The sequence below is a fragment of the Steroidobacter flavus genome (genome assembly GCF_042651805.1).
Lineage (GTDB): Bacteria > Pseudomonadota > Gammaproteobacteria > Steroidobacterales > Steroidobacteraceae > Steroidobacter > Steroidobacter flavus.
Window position 1 is genome coordinate 2098749 of the sequence record NZ_JBHSDU010000015.1, and the last position, 17167, is coordinate 2115915.

Below are 17167 nucleotides of genomic sequence, written 5' to 3' on the forward strand. Positions count from 1 at the left end.
GAGCTATCGCTTCGATGCTATCGTCACCGCCGCCGTCGCATCCCGACCTCAGGCGACGACTTTCGCACTTCGCAACTGGTCGATCTGTTCCGAGGTCAAGCCAAGCACGCTGCGCAGAATCTCGTCAGTGTGCTGGCCCAGCACCGGCGGCGCCTCGGGCACGGGCTGCGCGTCACCGGGAAACTTGATCGGTCGGTTGACGATGGGAATCTTGCCCAGCACTTCATGCTCGGTCTCGACCACCATCTCTCGTGCCACCGCTTGCGGCTGCGCCAGCGCATCCTTGATGCCGAGAATCGGCGCGTGCGGCACTTCATGCTCAGTCAGCAGATCGACCAACTCTTGCACGGTCCTGTGCCGGGTAAACGTCGCGATCAGCTCATTGACCTGGTTCCGGTTATCACGACGCCGTTCGAGCGTGTCGAAGCGCGGGTCGTTAATGAACTGCGGCATGTCGAGCGCAGCGCAGATTCGTCCCCAGAAGCTGTTTGTCAGGCACGCGATAATGATCGAACCGTCGCGCGCTGGGAACGTTCCATACGGCACGAGATTCGGATGCTGTGATCCCTGAGGCTTCGGATCTTGACCCGTGAAAAACGCCAGCTGCGCGAGATAGCCGAGCATTCCAAACATACCGTCGAGCAGACTCACATCGATCAGCCGGCCGCGCCCCGTCACGCTACGCTCGTACAGCGCCGCGAGAATTCCGATCGGACCGTTGACGCCGCCCACCAGATCTCCGAGCGGAATGCCCAGCTTCATCGGCGCGCCGCCCATCTCCCCATTGACGCTCATCGCCCCTGACATCGCCTGCAAAACGATGTCGAACGACGGTCGATCGCGCAGCGGCCCGGTCATGCCGAACCCGGAGATCGCGCAGTAGATCAGTCGCGGATTGATCGCGGACAGCGCTTCGTAGCCCAGGCCCAATCGATCCATGACACCGGGGCGATAGTTCTCGATGAGGATGTCGCACTTCGCGGCCAGGTCTTTGGCCAGTGCGACGCCTGCTTCAGTCTTCAGATCGATGACGATGCTTTTCTTGCCGCGATTCACGCTCAAGAAATAATGGCTCACATCGTCGCGAAAGGGAGGAAACAGGCGAGTGTCATCGCCTGTCCCCGGCGGCTCGACCTTCCACACCTCCGCGCCCAGATCGGCCAGGGCCAGCGCAGCCGCCGGCCCCGCCAGGACGCGAGTGAAGTCGAGGACGCGAACGCCTTGCAGCGGTCCGGCCCAATTGGCAGCGCTCATGGTCGCACCTCCCGTTGGACCGTCATCCTAGCTCAGCGCGCTCCGCGCGTCGGCAACTCAACGATCGCCGACCCGTGCGCCGACACCTCGCCACGATGCGTCTGCGCGTTCTGCGAAATCTCCACCAGATGCTTGCCGCCTTCCACGAACTTGCGGCTGACCACGCCGTCGATGAAGACGACATCGCCATCGGGATTGTGACGGCGAATCTGGCACTTGGCCTTGCGCAGGAAACCGTCATCGCCAATCCAGTTGGTCACTTGATGCGTGAGCCACGAACAACGCTCCGGACCGTAATCGTAAGCACCGGGCGCGCCGACCTCGAGCGCAAACGCTTCATCCCAATGCACGCGCTCCGGACAGTCAGGCACGTTGAAACGGTTCTTGATGCCGAGGCCCGGATGCTTGCTCTGCATCTTCCACGCGAGCTTGTTGGCGCGAATGTAGAGGCCGCCCCAGCCTTGCGCGTAGCAGATAAAGCCAGTAACCGTCATCGGCCCCTTCATCATACGGGGCAGCTGCTCGCCTTCCTTCACGTCATCCCAGTAGCGCTTGTTCGAGCCGCGAATTTCTTCCTTCTCGTACAGCTTGTAGAACTCAGCGAGCTGCTCGTTGGTGAACTGCTCGACGCGACCGCGCGCTTCGGTGTACTTGGTGCCGCGCTCGCGCGCTTCGTCACGATCGGTGCGGAACACCCACGAGTCGCACTCGGACACCTTGTCGCCCTGCTGATTGAAGAAGTCGACGTGATAGATCTGCTGGAACGCGCGACCGGCGAAGCGCGTCTTGTGCTCGATCAGATCCTTCAGGTGCGCCTGCGTGGTGATCACATCATTGCGGAGCACCGGCTTGTACCAGGTCCAGTCCGCGCCCGCCCACATCGCATGCACGCCCGCGAGGCCGCCGACGTAGCCCGACACGATGCGGCTGGTCGAGAACAAGAAGCTCGGCAGCGCAACGATCGAACCGTACTTGGTCTTCTCCGCGTACGCCGGATCGGACCACAGCGGATTGTCGTCGCCGATACCGTGCGCGTAGTGACGGATGGCATCGCGCGTCGCTTCGTAGTTCCACGGCTCGACCGTGTCAGTGATCGGCACGCCAATCCGCTTGCGCAGATCCTCCAGACCTTCTTCGGTGATCTTGGGGAAGCGATTGGTGACAGCGCTCTGAACCGTGGACATTCATCTCTCCTGCGAATAACTCAGTTGTTGACGGCGGCCGCGGCTTCGCGATCGCGCAAGACCTTGCGATGAACCTTGCCGGCCGGCGTCTTCGGCAGCTCGCTCACGAAGGCGATATGACGGGGGAATTCGTGCTGACTGAGCCGATCGCGTGTGAATTGCTTCAGCTCGTCCACGTAGGCGTCGCTGGGCGCGCGGTCGCTCACGATGAACGCTTTGGCGACTTGTCCGCGCGTGGCATCGGGCACGCCGATGACGGCGGCCTCTTTCACGTTGGGATGCTTGAGTAACGTGTTCTCGATTTCCACCGCGCTCATGGTCCAACCGGCGGAGATGATCACGTCGTCGGCACGGCCGGCGTGATAGAAATAACCCTCGTCGTCGACCTTCGCGAGATCCTTGGTCGTTTCCCAACGATCACGTCGCCACAACATCAGCTCGCCGACGACGTTCGGCTCAGACGGCGTGCCATCCGGCTTCTGCACTTGCAGCTTCAAACCAGGAATGGGCTTGCCCAGCGAGCCCGGTTTGACGACGTAGTCATCCGCGCCCGGATAGTTGACCAGCACGACGCCAATCTCCGTCGTGCCATACATGCTGCACGCGGGCACATGAAACGTCCGATCGATGAACTCCAGCGTCGCTGGATCGATGGGCTCGCCGGTGTAGGAAAGCTTCTTGAAACAGAACTTGAATTCGTTGGCGCGCTCGGAGTTCTTCATCATGCGGTAGTGAGTCGCCGCCGCCGACATGTTCGTGATCTTGAAGTCCTGCAGCGCCTTCATCAGCCGCACGGCATCGAAGCGGCCAGCAAACGTTCCCGTCGTCACGCCCAGCGCCAGCGGCGCCAACGTGCCATGCCACAGCCCGTGCCCCCACGCCGGTGAGGACGGACAGAAGAACTCATCGCCGGGGCGAATGCCCGTGCCGTACAGCGCCGCGAACATCAGCGTGACGATGGAGCGATGGGTGTGCTTCACCGCTGCCGGCAACTCACGCGTCGTACCCGAGGTGTACTGGAAGACCGCCATGTCGTTGGCCCGTGTCTTCGTCTCGTACTTCGTCGGGAAACGCGAGATCTCCTCGAGGAGCGCGGCATCGGCGACCACGACGCGGACGCCTTCGATCTGCCTGGCGATCGGGGCCTTCTCGGCGTTGGTAATCAGCAATTTCGGCTGACAGTCGTCGACTCGCAGTCGCAGTCCGTCAAGACCGAACAACGTGAACAACGGCACGCTGATGGCACCCGTCATCATCGCGCCGAACAGGCTGATGTAGAACGGCAGCGACGGATCCAGCATGAACGCGATCCGGTCGCCGGGCTGAATGCCATTGGCGATCAGCCAATGAGCGAAACGTGCGGAGCCGGCGGCGATGGCGTCGAACGACAGAATCTCGTCGGTGCCGTCGGCATGGGCGATACGAACAGCGATGCGGCCGGAGCCATCGGCATGCCGGCCGATGCACTCGCGGGCGATATTCAAATATTCGCTATCGCCCTCGAACAAATCCCACAACGCCTTGGAGTTTGCAAACTGCTGGGCCTGCGCGTAGCGGGTGTAGTCGGTTAACGCCATAGAACTTGTCGTCGCGTGCTTTGGCTCAACTTGCCACAACGAGATAAGCTATTGCAAATATTGAATGTTATTCGATATATAGAACACTTGATCCACGCTTTTCAGGGGGAGCCATGATCACCAAACGCCCGTCTTCCGCTTCGCCGCGCGAATTGGCCAAGGCAATGGAAACCAGCAAAGCGCCCGCGATCTCGCGCGCGGCCGCGGTCATGCGTCTGCTGGGCAAGAGCGATGCGCCGCTCGGCGTGCAATCCATCGCGCGCGAGCTGGGCCTCGTTCCCAGCACTTGCCTGCACGTGTTACGTGCGCTGGTGGCCGAAGAGTTTGTTTCTTTCGATCCGGACACCAAGCGTTATTCGCTCGAGGCCGGCGTGCTCACGTTGGCGCGTCATTGGCTGCGACGAAATCAATTCACCGATCTCGCACAGCCCGTCCTGGAGCGCATGGCGCAGTCGTTTGGCGTGACCATGCTCGGCGTGCACATCGTCGGGCTGGATCACATCATCGTGGTGGCCATCGCACAGTCCGGACAGAACTTGCAGCTCAGCACCCAGATCGGCAGTCGCTTTCCCGCGTTGATCAGCGCCACGGGCCGTTGTATCGCCGCGTTCGGCGATCATCCCGAGGCCAAGATCGAAACGAAATTCAGAGCCTTGCGCTGGGACGAGGCGCCGACTTTCGAGCAGTGGCAGACGCAGGTGAAACAAACACGCGCGCAGGGTTATGCCATTGACGATGGCAATTACATCTCCGGCGTCACCGTCGTCGCCGCCCCCGTTTGGAAAGCTCGTGCCAAGCTGAGCCACGCCCTCGTGGCGATCGGCATCGGCAGCGCGCAGCGGTCCGGGCTGTCCTCGCTGGCGGCAGCGCTGCGCTCCTCGGCGCAGACGCTGTCGAATCAGCTCAGCGGAGAAACGCTGCCCGAGTGGAACTAGAAGCGAACGGTCGCCTGTAGCACCACCTCGCGCGGGCGATTGAAGAAACCGACGAACTGGTTGGGATTACTGGCGCCCGACCAGCCGTTCACGTTGAGCATGTAGTACGTATCGGTGAGGTTGCGGCCGATCAACGCCACTTCATACGAGCCGCTGTCCGGCCCGACGCGCAGCGCGGCGTTCACCAGCCAGTAGGCTTCCTGGAAGCCACCTGGCGCGTAATCGGTCGCGGCTTGAAATGCATTGCTGTGAGACGCGAGCGCCGAGAGGGTGGTGTCCCAGCCGGAGATGAGTTGTGGCTTGTAGTCGAAGCCCAAGCTGTAGGTGAGCTCCGGCGCACGCAAGAGCGCCTTGCCCGCAAGACTCTGCACGCCGCCGACGCAGCCCTGCGCCGCCGTCTGACCGGGATAGCACTGCGCGTTGGGGAAGCTGTCGTATTCAGCGCGGTTGTAGCCGATGTTTCCGTGCAAGCTCAGCTCATCGAGCGCAGACCATTCGAACGAGCCCTGGATGCCTTTGATCGCCGCCTGCGCTGCGTTGTTGATCGTGAAGCTGATCGTCTCCGCGTTATAGGAAACGACCTGCAGATCTTCGTAGTCGTAGCGATAGCCCACCAGATCCAGACGCAACGTGCGATCGAGCAACGTCGCCTTGTACCCTGCTTCGACGCCCTTCGCTTCTTCCGGCTGGAACTGCAGGTTCTGAGCCGTCGCATTTCGGAAGACCAGGAATGGATTGGAGATGCCGCCGGCCTTGTAGCCGGTCTTGTACGCGACATACAAAGTCTGATCGTCCACGGGCTTCCACGTGACCGTCACTTCGGGTGACACGTTGTCATCCTTGTAGCTCGACGTGAGCGGCTGCCCTCGCGCGAGCAACGTCGGGTACGCCGGGCCGGTTTCCAGATTCACGATGCGAATATCCTTCTCATCGTGGCTGTATCGCGCGCCGGCAGCCAGCTCGACTGCATCGGTAATGTCCCAGCGCAGTTGGGCGAATCCGGAGAAGTAATCGCCGCTCGACTTCGAATCCATCGTCACCGACGCGTAGTTCTGCGCGACGGGGTTGAATACATGGAACAGGTCGGAGGAATTGAGATACGGACGATCGAACGTCTCGTAGTACACGCCGACCATGAAATTCAGCGGGCCGTCGAAATCGCTGCTCGCTCTCAGTTCCTGGGTGATCAACTCATACTGCTCCTTGCTCGCCGCCCAGATCGTCGCGTAGGGACTCCAGTCGGACACGCTCATCTGCTGGACGGTTTGATCGTAGTAGCCGGTCGTCGATGTGAGCGACATCGGACCGAAATCCTTGTTGAGATTCAACGACGCCAGCGTGAATCGCGAATCCAGATACGGCACGCCGCCGTTCGAATACGGCACATTCGCTGCGTAGACCGGGGCGACCGCGCCGTGCGACTTCGTTTGGTTCTTTTGACAATCCGCTCCGGGGATGGGACGAGTGCCGAGAATGACCGGCGTCGTCTGGCCATTGATGCAGAAAGGCTCGGAGCTCGCGTTGCCGGCGTTACGCTCCTGCGAGTTCATCAGCAGCTTGAAGTTCGCATCGAAATCGTCGCTGGGCTGCCACTGCAGGGTCAGTCTTGCTGCGTAGATCTCATCGTCGGGCCCGGTGCGGCCCATCGTCGCGCCCGGATCGGTGACGGCTGGATTCACGATGTCAGCGATGGGTGTCGCCGTGTTCTTCACCCAGCCGTCCATTTCGCTGCCTCGAAAAGCGAGGCGCGCTTTGAATGTGTCACTGAGCGGACCGGAGACGGCACCTTCCACGAAGCGCTGCTCGGATTCGAATTCGTAGCCGGGCGTGACGTAGGCTTCGAATGTATCGGTCGCGTCGGCTGAGCGGAGTGAGATCACGCCGGCGGGAGAGTTCTTGCCGAAGAACAATGCTTGCGGGCCCTGCAAGACTTGGACCTGCCGCAGATCGAAGACCGATGCGGAGATGACCTGCCCTCGGCTGATCGGCACGCCATCGACTTCGATTGCCACGCTCTGATCCAGACCGGAGTCGTTCGATGCCGAACTCACACCGCGCACCGTGATGACGGCACCCGTGCCGGAGCCGCCTTGCGACATACTCACCTGCGGCGCGAGCTCGCCGACTTTGGAGAGATCGCTCGCGACGTTATTCTTCAGCTGCTCCGCGCCGACGACCGCGACGGCCACTGGGACGTCTTGCAGCGACTCTTCACGCTTACGCGCCGTGACAACCACTTCCTCCAGCGAGCGCGCCGACTGCGCGTCGTCTTCGCTATACGCCCTCGCGTCGACGGCGATAGTGGAGAGAAGAACGGTTTGGCAAAGAAAAAAGACAGCAGACTTGCTCACAGAAGCCCCCTTCCGCACTCATACGTCTAACGATGTTTTGTTGTGGCGGTCTGTGCCGCCTGTAAGCTATGCCGGCGCGTACCCGAGCAACGACTTGATCTCTAGGTACTCGTGAAAGCCGAACTCGCCCCACTCGCGCCCGTTGCCACTCTTCTTGTAGCCACCGAACGCGGCGTTGAAGTCGAAGCCGTCGTTGATCGACACCCAGCCGGCTCGAATTTGCCTCGCCACCGCTCGGGCTTTCGCGGCATCGGCACCGGCGACGTTGCCGGCCAAGCCGAAGTCCGAATCGTTGGCGATCTGCACCGCGTGATCGACATCGTCGTAACCGATGATCACCTGCACCGGTCCGAAGATTTCCTCTCTCGCGATCACCATGTCGTTGGTGACATTCGCGAATACCGTCGGCTTCACAAAGAAACCTTTCTCCAATCCGGAGACCCGACCCGGCCCACCCGCAACCAGGGTCGCACCCTCAGCGATGCCCTTCTGGATGTAGTCCTGAATCGAATTGAACTGCGCCTTCGAAACGACGGGCCCCATCGCCACATCGCCGTTGGGATCGCCCACCGTGACTGACGCCGCCGCCTCCTTCGCCACGGCAATCGCTTCATTCATTCGTGACTTCGGCACCAACATGCGCGAGGTCGCGCTGCAGGTCTGGCCTGAATTCACCATCATGCCCGCGATACCCTTCGCGACATTCTTCGCAAAGTCCGCGTCATCGAGAATGACGTTCGCGCTCTTACCGCCCAGCTCCTGACACACCCGCTTCACCGTGCTCGCGGCATTCTTCGCGACTTCGATGCCCGCCGCCTCCGAACCGGTGATGGAGATCATGTCGATGCCCGGATGCGTCGACATCGCCGCGCCCACGATCGATCCCTTGCCCTGAATGAGATTGAACACGCCCGCCGGCACTTTCGCCGCATCGAAAATCTCCGCGAGAATGTGCGCAGAGAAATGCGACTCCTGCGACGGCTTCAACACAATCGTACAGCCCGTCGCGAGCGCTGGAAAAGCCTTGACCGTCACTTGATTGATCGGCCAGTTCCACGGCGTGATCATGCCGCACACGCCGATCGGCTCTTTCACGATCAGCGTGCCGCCCTTCTGCTCCTCGAACTTGAAGTTCTTCAGAATCGCGATAGCAGTCGTGAGATGGCCCAAGCCGAGCCCGACGTGATAGCCACCGGCGAGCGCCTTCGGTGCGCCCATCTCTTCCGTAACGGCAGCAGCCAGATCGCCGACGCGCTTCTGATACTCGGCGAGAATCCGTTCGAGCACTTGAAGGCGTTCCTCGCGGCTGGTCTTCGACCAACTAGAGAAGGCTTTCCGAGCCGCCTTCACCGCACGATCGACATCCGCCGCGGTGCCGAGCGCAATCGTGCCGGACACCGCTTCGGTCGCCGGATTGACGGTGTTGACCGTCTTCGACTCGATCGGCGCGACCCACTGGCCGTCGACGTAGAACTTCAGATATTCGCGCATGGTTATTGAGTTCCTTCGGCGTACCAGGTGCGGAACTCGGAGTAGTTCGGCATTTCTTCCGAATTCACCGTCGGATCTATGGCGACGTGAATGACGGCCGTCTTGCCGCTCGCATAAGCACGCGCAATCGCCGGCCCGATGTTCTCCGCCTTGTCGACGTACTCGCCGTAGCAGCCGAAGCCTTCCGCCATCTTGTCGAAGCGCACGTCCTTGCTCCAATGCACCCCCGTCTCGGCCGAGCCCTTGCCGAAGGTGCGCTTGTAAACGCCGACTTCGAGGCCCCACTGGTGATCGACACCCACGACGCAAACCAGCGGCAGCTTCAGACGCGCGGCGGTTTCCAACTCGGAGACGTGGAACAAGAAAGCGGAGTCACTGGTCAGCAACATGCCCGGTCGCTTGCCACCATCGGCAACCATCGCGCCGATGGCGTACGGCAGACCCGTGCCGAGGTGACCGAAGTTCTGATTCCAGATCACATCGAGCGGCTTCGCCTGCGTGTACGTCCACTGGAAGATGACGGTCGCACCGCCATCGCGAATCATGATGCCGTCCTTCGGGAACGCCTTGGTCGCTTCCACCACGTAGCGCGCGGTGTGAATGCGCTCGCCGCCCTTCGGGGCCGACTCGGCCAGCTCCGCCATGCGCTTCTCTTCGCTCTTGATCCAAGTGGCGAGCTCCGGCGCAGCCTTCCGTGGCGAGTCCTTTAGCGCCTCCACCAACTGTGGAACGATCGCGCGCAAGTCGCCGACCAGCGGCGCATCGAAGCGACGGTTCACACCGATCGCCTTTGGATCCAGCTCGATATAAACCCACTTGCGATTCGCGTCGTTCTCTTTCCAATGACGGCCGAGACCGTAGTGCACGGGCTCGCCTAATTCAGTGCCGATGGCGATACACAGATCAGACTTCACCACCGCCTCGACCGCGGCCGGCGAGAAGCCGTATGGGAAGGTGCGATCTTCCAGGCCGGCGATATACGAAGTGCCGCCCGACGTTTGAATGACCGGGCAGTTCAAGATGTTTGCAAGCGCCTTGACCGACTCGCCGCCCCGGAAGCAATGCACGGCGTGGCCCACGAGCAGGATGGGATTCTTGGCGGCTTTGATCAGCTCCACGGCCTTCGCGATCATCTGCGCGCTGGCGCCCTGCTCCACCAATCGATACGCCGACGGCGGCAGTGGCTCACCGACATCCAGCTCCTCTTGAATCACATGCGCCGGATACTCGACGTAAGCCGGGCCCGGCGTACCAGTCAGCGTGGCGCGCAACGCTTCGCGAATGATTTCATCGGTCTGATTCGCGTACTCGATGCTCGCGCAGTACTTCACCGAAGGCTCGAACAAGCCCGACTGCTTGATGAACTGAATGCGACCGCGACGCACGCGCTGTTCAGTGATGCGCGCACGCTGACCGCCGAGGAAGATCACCGGCGAGTTCTCGACCTTGGCGCACATCATCGCGCCCGCGAGATTCGCGACACCCGGGCCGAGCGTGCCGATACAAAGACCGGGCTTGCCAGTCATGCGAAACGCCGCTTCCGCCATGAAGCCCGCCGACTCCTCATGATGAGGCGCGACGACCTGCCAGCCCCGCTTCTCGGCGGTGAGGAACATATGGACGAAGTTCGGGTCGGGAATGCCGAACAGGGTATTGATGCCCTCGGCCTCGAACAGATGCAGGATGCGCTCGTAAACTTTGACGGCCATGATCGGATCTCGCTGGGTCGTGCTGACTGTTTGGTTACTTGGAATCGCGCGGCAGGACACTGGGCGCACCGGCTTGCATGTACCTGGCCAGATTGCGGTGGAAATTGGTGACCTTTCGTTCCTGGTGGGGGTTCGGCAACGTGCCGCGGAAGCCCCGCGACCGCATGCCCTTCTGCACCGCTGCCATGTTCGAGAAGTCCTGCGACAGCACCAGTCCCCACTTCTCCTGAGTGGGATCGGCGTAGACCCATTCCGTCTTCGGCTCGCCGCCTTCGGGGAAGCGCTCGATCGCATAGGACTCGAACACGCACTTGTGAGGATCGTCGCCATACGGACGCGCGCGATAACACAAGGCGAACGTGATGCCTTGAAGGATCGCCATGTTGGGGAAGATGCTCCAGGCCAGGCCCGCCTTGGACATCTGCTCCGGCGTGATCGTCGGCCACACCACTCCACGCGCGGCATCGTCTGCTTTCGCACGCTCCAGCCAGTGTTTGATCACCTGATCCGCCGGCGTGCCTTCCGGCAATTCATCGACGAGTCGTTTGGCGGCGTTGACCAGCGTCTCGGTCGTGCTGGCTTTGTTGACGGTCGTGTAGATCTCGTTCTGCAAGTTGTAAGTCGAGATGCGAGCATCGCTACCTTTGCCCGCGCGGGTCACGGTCGTGCTCTGCTTCATCTTGAGGCTGGGATCGCGCTCATCGAAGCCGCTCACGCCGTGCAATCCATACGCCGCGCTATAGGCGTAGTACTGGCCATGCTCGAGCATCTGCGTGTGCGTGCCGGCGACGTGATACGGCTCCATGAAGGCTTCGATGGCCGTTTTCCAGTTGGCATCGAAGATCACCCACTGCCGCCACTTGAAGCGCATCTTGCCGAGCTCGAACGGATCGAGAATCGACGCGGCCGGCTCGAGGTATTCGCGCAACGACACCGCGTTGGGATCCATGTTGATGAAGATCCAACCACCCCAGGTGTCGACCTTCACCTCATTCAAGCGCGTGCGCTCGTCGGTCAGCGCGCCCTTCCAATCGGGCTCATCCAGCTTGAACGTGCACTTCCCGTCCAGGTTGTAGCGCCAAGCATGGAAGCCGCACACGAAGCCCGTCTTGTTTCCGTGCGCGCATTGAGCGCCGGGAGGAACATCGACGAGTCGACGCCCGCGATGTGAACAAACATTGTGGAACGCCTTGAGCGTGTCGGGCGCCGAGCGGACGATGATGATGGAGTCCGCACCGACGTCGTAGGTCAGGAAGTCCCCCACCTTGGGAATCTCCTCGACGCGACCGGCATGCTGCCAGACCTTGGACCACAACCGATCGCCTTCCGCCCGCGCATACTCCTCGGAGATAAACGCTTCGACCGGATAAGTGAGCGGCTCCGCCAGCTCTTCGACACTGACATTCGCTAGAGTATCCACATCATCCCCCTCAAACTGATCGAGCAAGCCCGGCGCTAACGCGTCAGGACTAGACCCTCCATATCACCCTGGTCGCGCCAGTCCTTGAGCAGCTTCTGAAACGCATCCCATCCGTACCCATAGCCGCGGAACAGCGCCCACTTCGGTTTCTCTTCGCCTTCGTTGTTGAAATAGCCCGGCGGACAGGTGCGCTGAAACTCGGACAGATCGATTTCGATCTCGCGGAAATGCTTCACGTAGGCGTCTTGCGCCTGCTTGCTGGGCTCCACCACTGCAGCCTTACGCTTGAGCGCTTCGCTGACGATGTACGCGATGTGATAGCCCTGCTGACCGAACTGCTCGGTCACCGAGGCGTTCAATCCGCCTTGGATGTATCCAATGTAGAACTGATTCGGGAATTCGTTCGTCATCGTGCCGTGGAGCGTTTCGTATCCGTCCGGCCAATGGTCGTAGATGGATTTTCCGCCGCGGCCTTGCACGACATCGACGCCCCAGCGCCGCTTCAGATCGCTGGTCACCTCGAAGCCGCTGGCGAAGATGATGCAATCGACGGCGTATTCCTTGTCGCCCACCACGAAGCCCTTCTCCGTGATGCGCTCGAGTCCCTTGCTGTCGGACACGTCGATCAGGCTCACGTTGGGACGATTGAAGGTCGGATAGAAGTCGTCGCTCGACAGCGGCCGCTTGCACAGGAAGCGGTAGTAAGGTTTCAACGACTCCGCAACCTGCTTGTTGGCCACGATCTCATCGATGCGATGGCGCAGTCGCTCCATCACCCGGTAGTCCACCACTTCACGTCGCGCCATGAACTCCTGCGGCGTGAGCTGGGGCCAACCTTCGGCAGCCAGTTCGGCGTGCAGATTGCGAGTGATCTCGGTCCAGATATCACAAACCAGATCGGTCTCGCCCGGCGCCAGAAACTCCATGGCGCTGCGGTGAAAGTTCGCCTGGCGCTGTTTCTGCCAGCCGCTCTCCAATGACTTCACCCATGCCGGATCGGTCGGCGGATTGGGCCGCTCATCGACGCTCGACGGCGTCCGCTGCACGACATACAGGTGTTCGGCGTACTTGCCCAAATGGGGAACGGCCTGAATCGCCGTTGCGCCCGTGCCAACGATGGCGACTCGCTTGTCGGCAAGCTTGTCGAGCACCGGACTGCCGTAGCTACCGCCGGTGTATTGGTAGTCCCAACGTGCTGTGTGAAAGACCTTGCCCTTGAATTTGTCGATACCCGGAATGCTCGGCAGCTTGGGCATGTTGAGCACGCCGCAGGCGACGATCACGAATCGGGCGCGAATGTCGTCGCCGCGATTGGTGCCCACACGCCAGCGATTCAACTTCTCATCCCACCGCAGCGAGTTGATGTGCGTATGGAACAGCGCCTTATCGGCGAACCCGAACTTCGCGGCGATGGAGCGCGCGTACTCGTAGATCTCCCAGCCGTCGGCGAACTTCTTCGACGGCATGAAGCCCATCTCTTCCAGCAGCGGCAAGTAACAATACGACTCGTTGTCGCACTGAATGCCGGGATAGCGATTCCAGTACCACACGCCGCCGAAATCGCCAGCGGTGTCGACGTTACGAAAATGGGTGACGCCGGCCTTGGTCAGGTGATAAGCGGCCATGATGCCGCCCCAGCCGCCGCCAAGAATGATGACGTCGATCTCTTCCGACACCGGCGCGCGTGACTTGATGGGCTGGTGAGGATCGGCGGCATAGCTCGCGACCACCTCGCCCGACGGACGAAAATATTGTCGCTGACCGTCCGGGCGCAGCCGCTTCTCGCGCTCTACTCGATACTTGTCGCGCAACGAAGGAATATCGATCTCGGCGGGGGTCCGCGTCGGCTGACAGGTCATGCAGCGCCATCCAGGGGTCGGCCTTTGAAGTCAACGCGAGTGTTGATTAGAAACCCTTCGTTAGTCAACACATCTGTTGACTTCCTGGCCCCTTGTTTCATGGGTCGAATGCGCTGGCGCCGGCGGACAGGAATGAGTCGCTTCAGGTCAAGCGTCGTGAAACACAGGTCGAGTACTGTGCATGTTGGATGAGGCCGCTCAAGAATATGTGCGAGGTCGCTGTCATCGGTGGAGGTCTGGCCGGACTCTCCGCCGCGCGCCATGCCGCGCGACTCGGGCGACTGGTGACACTGTACGAAAGCAGTCCGATGTTCGGCGGCTTGGTCGCCACGGTGGACGAAGTCGACGGCCTGTCTGTGCCGGGCAAGTTCTCGGGACAGGATCTCGCCATCCACCTCCTCCAGGACGCTCGCAAGATCGGCGTTCAAGTCATCGAGTCCGGCATCGCGAAGCTCGACCTCGGCTCGCGCCTCACGCTAACCGACGAGCAGAACAAAACGCATTCCCCGGACGCGATCATCGTTGCGTCCGGCGCCTCCCTGAGAAAACTCGGTGTCCCTGGCGAAGAGGAATTCGTCGGTCGCGGCGTCTCGCGATGTGCGACCTGCGACGGTGGCTTCTTTCGTGGCCAGGAGGTTGTCGTCGTTGGCGGTGGCGACAGCGCCGTGCAGGAAGCGCTGGTGCTCGCGAAAACTGTGCGTCGCGTGATCATGGTGTGCCGTAGTCCGCTCAAAGCGAAACGCGACTACATCGACCGGATCGCCGCCCGTGAGAACGTCAGCTTCGTTTGGGACAGTGAAGTCACCGCGATTCTGGGCGGCGATGGCGTCACCGGGGTTCGTGTCCGCAACGTGAAGGACGGCGCGACTACTGAGATCGACTGCGCCGGGCTGTTTCCGTTTATCGGCGCCACGCCCAACGCACAGTTCATTCCGTCGTCGCTGCTTGCGACGACCGGTCACATCGCGACCGGCCCGGATTTATCTACGACCGATGATCGCGTGCTTGCGGTCGGCGCCGTCCGCGCCGGCTACGGCGGCAATATTGTCGAAGCGATGGCCGAGGGCGTGCGAGCTGCTGAGGCCGCTTCGCATCGGCTTGGTGGATTGAAGCGTTGAGGAAAGATTCGATGGCAAAGACATCCAACGGTCTTTACGACGTCGTCTGGCCCTGCGGCGAACGCCGGTTGAAGATGCGCCCGCTCGCGAAGCGGCTCGATACGCTGAACGGCAAGACCGTCGCGCAGCTGTGGGACTTTCTATTCGCCGGCGATGAAGTCTTCAGCGCCCTCGAAGAGAAGATTCGCGAGCAGTATCCGGACGTGAAGTTCGTCAGCTGGCGCGAGTTCGGCACGACGCACGGAGTCAACGAGAAGGAACTGCTCGCGTCGCTGCCGCAACGTTTCAGGGAACTGGGAGTCGACGCAGCCATCTCATCGATGGCCTGCTGAGGCAGCTGCACACCCGCCGTGTTGCGGGCCAGTGAAGCGTGTGAACGGGGTGGATTTCCAACATCGTCGCTGGTCTGCGAGGGTTTCCTCGGCCAGGCCGCCGCGACGTCGGTGGGTCTTGGCATGCCAAACCTTGCTGTCGCGATGATTCCGGGCCATCCCGGTGCGCAGAGCGTGGAAGAGCTGCGGGCCAACGTATTCAGCGTCACGGCTCAGCAGGTGATCGACAATCTATTGAAACAGCCCGACGAGCAGGAGTTACCGCCGGAGCCTGGCGCGCGTGACATCGTGTTCAGCGGCTCGTTCGAGGAAGTGAATGCTTACTTCTATGAGCGAGAGTGGAGTGACGGCTTGCCCATCGTTCCGCCGACGCTGGAGAAGATCGAGGAGTTCCTGAGTTTCACCGATCGAGATCGGGACGAAACGCTCGGCATCGTGCTGCCGGAAAGTCGCGCTGTGACGATTTGGGCGGTAGCCGTGAATGGAGTGATGGCCGGCTGTCGTCCCGAGTACATGCCGATTCTGGTGGCGCTGGCCGAGGCGATGGCCGATCCGATCTATGGCGTCGAGCACAGCGGCAATACGCCGGGCGCGGAGACGCTGATCGTTCTCAATGGACCGATCATCAAACAGCTCGGCTTCAACTATCGGCAAGGCGTGTTGCGCGACGGGTTCTTGCCGAACACGTCGGTGGGCCGGTTCTGGCGCCTGGCGCTGCGCAATCTCGCGGGCTTCTTGCCGCACAAGACGGACAAGGGCTCGTTCGGCAATACATTTCGTGTGGTGCTCGCTGAGAATGAGGATGCACTCGAGAAAGCGGGCTGGCCGCCGAACAGCGTCGACATGGGCTTCGAGGCTGGCGACAACACCGTCACGATCACGCGCATGACAGGTGGCGGAGTGCTTGCGTCAGTGACGGGTAGCAAGCCCGAGCAGATGATGCCCTACATCGCCGACGGTCTCGCGAAGCAGACGGGTTGGGAGATCGTGTTCACGGTCGGCGGGCTGACCTTCGGCACATTGCGGCCGGCACTCGTGCTCACACCGATTCTCGCGCAGACCATGGCGCGGGCGGGGTGGTCGAAGGATGACGTGAAGCGATATTTGTTCGAGCATGCGCGCATGCCGGCGTGGCGAGTGGAAGCGTTCACGGAGACGTGGGCGGATTTCCCGATCGTGTCGCTCAAACATCAAGTGAATCTGGGTCGGCTACCGAAGGTGTTCGCGGAGTCGGACGATCCGAACCGGCTGGTGCCCATCGTGCTCGAGCCGGACGATTTCATGGTGCTGGTCTCGGGCGACCCGCTGCGGACCAACGCCTATGTGTTTGCTCACAACGGTTATCTCGGCTTCCCGACGGCGAAGAAGATCGTGCTTCCGAAGAACTGGGAGCAACGGATCGCGGCCCGGGCGAAGCCATGACGCTCTAACTACTTAAGGACAGATCATGCCCAGGTTCAACGCCGAAACGGCCGTCATCGCCCTCGAGCTGCAACAGCTGGTGTCGGAGTTCGCTCATGAGATCGACACCAACGGCGGCCTGAACATCACCCAGTTCTACGCCGAGGACGGCGAGTTCGCGGTGGGCGACTACACTCACAAGGGACACACGGCGATTCGCAAGTTCTATAGCGACCGGGCGCAGAGGATTCCGGCCTCGCATAAGGATGGGATTCGGGTGTCGATGCATACGTTCGTGAACATGCGAGTGCAGGTCGCGGATAAGAACAATGCGACGGTGTTCTTCACCAACGTGAACTACGCGGGTGAAGGCCACCCACCGGTGCTTGGCGCGATCAGCCCGGCGATGGTCACGGACTGTCGGATGGTCTTTCGCAGGGAAGCCGACGGCGAGTGGCGCATCGTCCTGTTCGGCGGCAAGCCGCTGTTTGTTGGCAACGACCCGTTTGTGAACAAACAGCTCTTGAAGAGCTGAG

The 17167-nt window shown here is 61.3% G+C and carries 12 protein-coding genes; 4 read left to right on the forward strand and 8 right to left on the reverse strand.

Going from position 1 to position 17167, the window contains the following annotated elements; translation table 11 throughout:
- Positions 1 to 48 precede the first annotated feature (48 nt).
- The 3 genes from ACFPN2_RS36080 to ACFPN2_RS36090 are packed head-to-tail and all read right to left on the reverse strand — an operon-like array spanning position 49 to position 4015.
- Entirely contained in the window at positions 49 to 1254 is a 1206-nt protein-coding gene (locus ACFPN2_RS36080; RefSeq protein ID WP_380605803.1) for a CaiB/BaiF CoA transferase family protein, read from the reverse strand.
- Positions 1255 to 1286: 32 nt separating this feature from the next.
- On the reverse strand, positions 1287 to 2438 hold the full coding sequence (locus tag ACFPN2_RS36085; RefSeq protein ID WP_380605805.1) for an FAS1-like dehydratase domain-containing protein: 1152 nt from the start codon (positions 2436 to 2438) through the stop codon (positions 1287 to 1289).
- A gap of 20 nt (positions 2439 to 2458) precedes the next feature.
- Entirely contained in the window at positions 2459 to 4015 is a 1557-nt protein-coding gene (locus ACFPN2_RS36090) for an acyl-CoA synthetase (protein ID WP_380605807.1), read from the reverse strand.
- Between the two features lie 113 nt (positions 4016 to 4128).
- Between ACFPN2_RS36090 and ACFPN2_RS36095 the strand changes: the two genes are divergently transcribed.
- On the forward strand, positions 4129 to 4950 hold the full coding sequence (locus ACFPN2_RS36095) for an IclR family transcriptional regulator (RefSeq protein ID WP_380605809.1): 822 nt from the start codon (positions 4129 to 4131) through the stop codon (positions 4948 to 4950).
- Here ACFPN2_RS36095 and ACFPN2_RS36100 read toward each other — a convergent pair.
- The 5 genes from ACFPN2_RS36100 to ACFPN2_RS36120 all read right to left on the reverse strand — a co-directional run bounded on the left by ACFPN2_RS36100 (position 4947) and on the right by ACFPN2_RS36120 (position 13780).
- Positions 4947 to 7301 carry a TonB-dependent receptor gene (locus tag ACFPN2_RS36100; protein ID WP_380605811.1) on the reverse strand — a complete coding sequence of 785 codons (2355 nt, stop codon included), beginning with the start codon at positions 7299 to 7301 and terminating at the stop codon, positions 4947 to 4949. The genes ACFPN2_RS36095 and ACFPN2_RS36100 overlap by 4 nt on opposite strands.
- Positions 7302 to 7367: 66 nt before the next feature.
- The gene (locus tag ACFPN2_RS36105) at positions 7368 to 8792 is read right to left on the reverse strand and encodes an aldehyde dehydrogenase family protein (RefSeq protein ID WP_380605812.1); all 1425 of its coding nucleotides are present in this window, start codon (positions 8790 to 8792) and stop codon (positions 7368 to 7370) included.
- Positions 8793 to 8794: 2 nt separating this feature from the next.
- Positions 8795 to 10501 (reverse strand): thiamine pyrophosphate-binding protein, encoded by a 1707-nt coding sequence (locus tag ACFPN2_RS36110; protein WP_380605814.1) that lies wholly within the window; start codon positions 10499 to 10501, stop codon positions 8795 to 8797.
- A 34-nt stretch (positions 10502 to 10535) separates the two neighbouring features.
- Positions 10536 to 11921, reverse strand: coding sequence for an aromatic ring-hydroxylating oxygenase subunit alpha (locus tag ACFPN2_RS36115; RefSeq protein WP_380605816.1), 1386 nt, complete (start codon positions 11919 to 11921; stop codon positions 10536 to 10538).
- Between the two features lie 35 nt (positions 11922 to 11956).
- Positions 11957 to 13780, reverse strand: a complete 1824-nt coding sequence (locus ACFPN2_RS36120; RefSeq protein WP_380605818.1) for a flavin-containing monooxygenase — start codon at positions 13778 to 13780, stop codon at positions 11957 to 11959.
- 188 nt (positions 13781 to 13968) lie between these two features.
- On the opposite strand from ACFPN2_RS36120, the gene ACFPN2_RS36125 reads away from it, so the two are divergent.
- Genes ACFPN2_RS36125 through ACFPN2_RS36140 form a run of 3 tightly spaced genes read left to right on the forward strand, consistent with a single transcriptional unit; the run spans position 13969 to position 17166 of the window.
- Positions 13969 to 14898, forward strand: a complete 930-nt coding sequence (locus ACFPN2_RS36125; protein WP_380605820.1) for an NAD(P)/FAD-dependent oxidoreductase — start codon at positions 13969 to 13971, stop codon at positions 14896 to 14898.
- An 11-nt stretch (positions 14899 to 14909) separates the two neighbouring features.
- A complete protein-coding gene (locus ACFPN2_RS36135) occupies positions 14910 to 16652 on the forward strand; it encodes a UGSC family (seleno)protein (protein WP_465270396.1) in 1743 nt (580 codons plus the stop codon).
- A 25-nt stretch (positions 16653 to 16677) separates the two neighbouring features.
- Positions 16678 to 17166 carry a nuclear transport factor 2 family protein gene (locus ACFPN2_RS36140; protein ID WP_380605825.1) on the forward strand — a complete coding sequence of 163 codons (489 nt, stop codon included), beginning with the start codon at positions 16678 to 16680 and terminating at the stop codon, positions 17164 to 17166.
- The last annotated feature ends 1 nt before the right edge of the window (position 17167 follow it).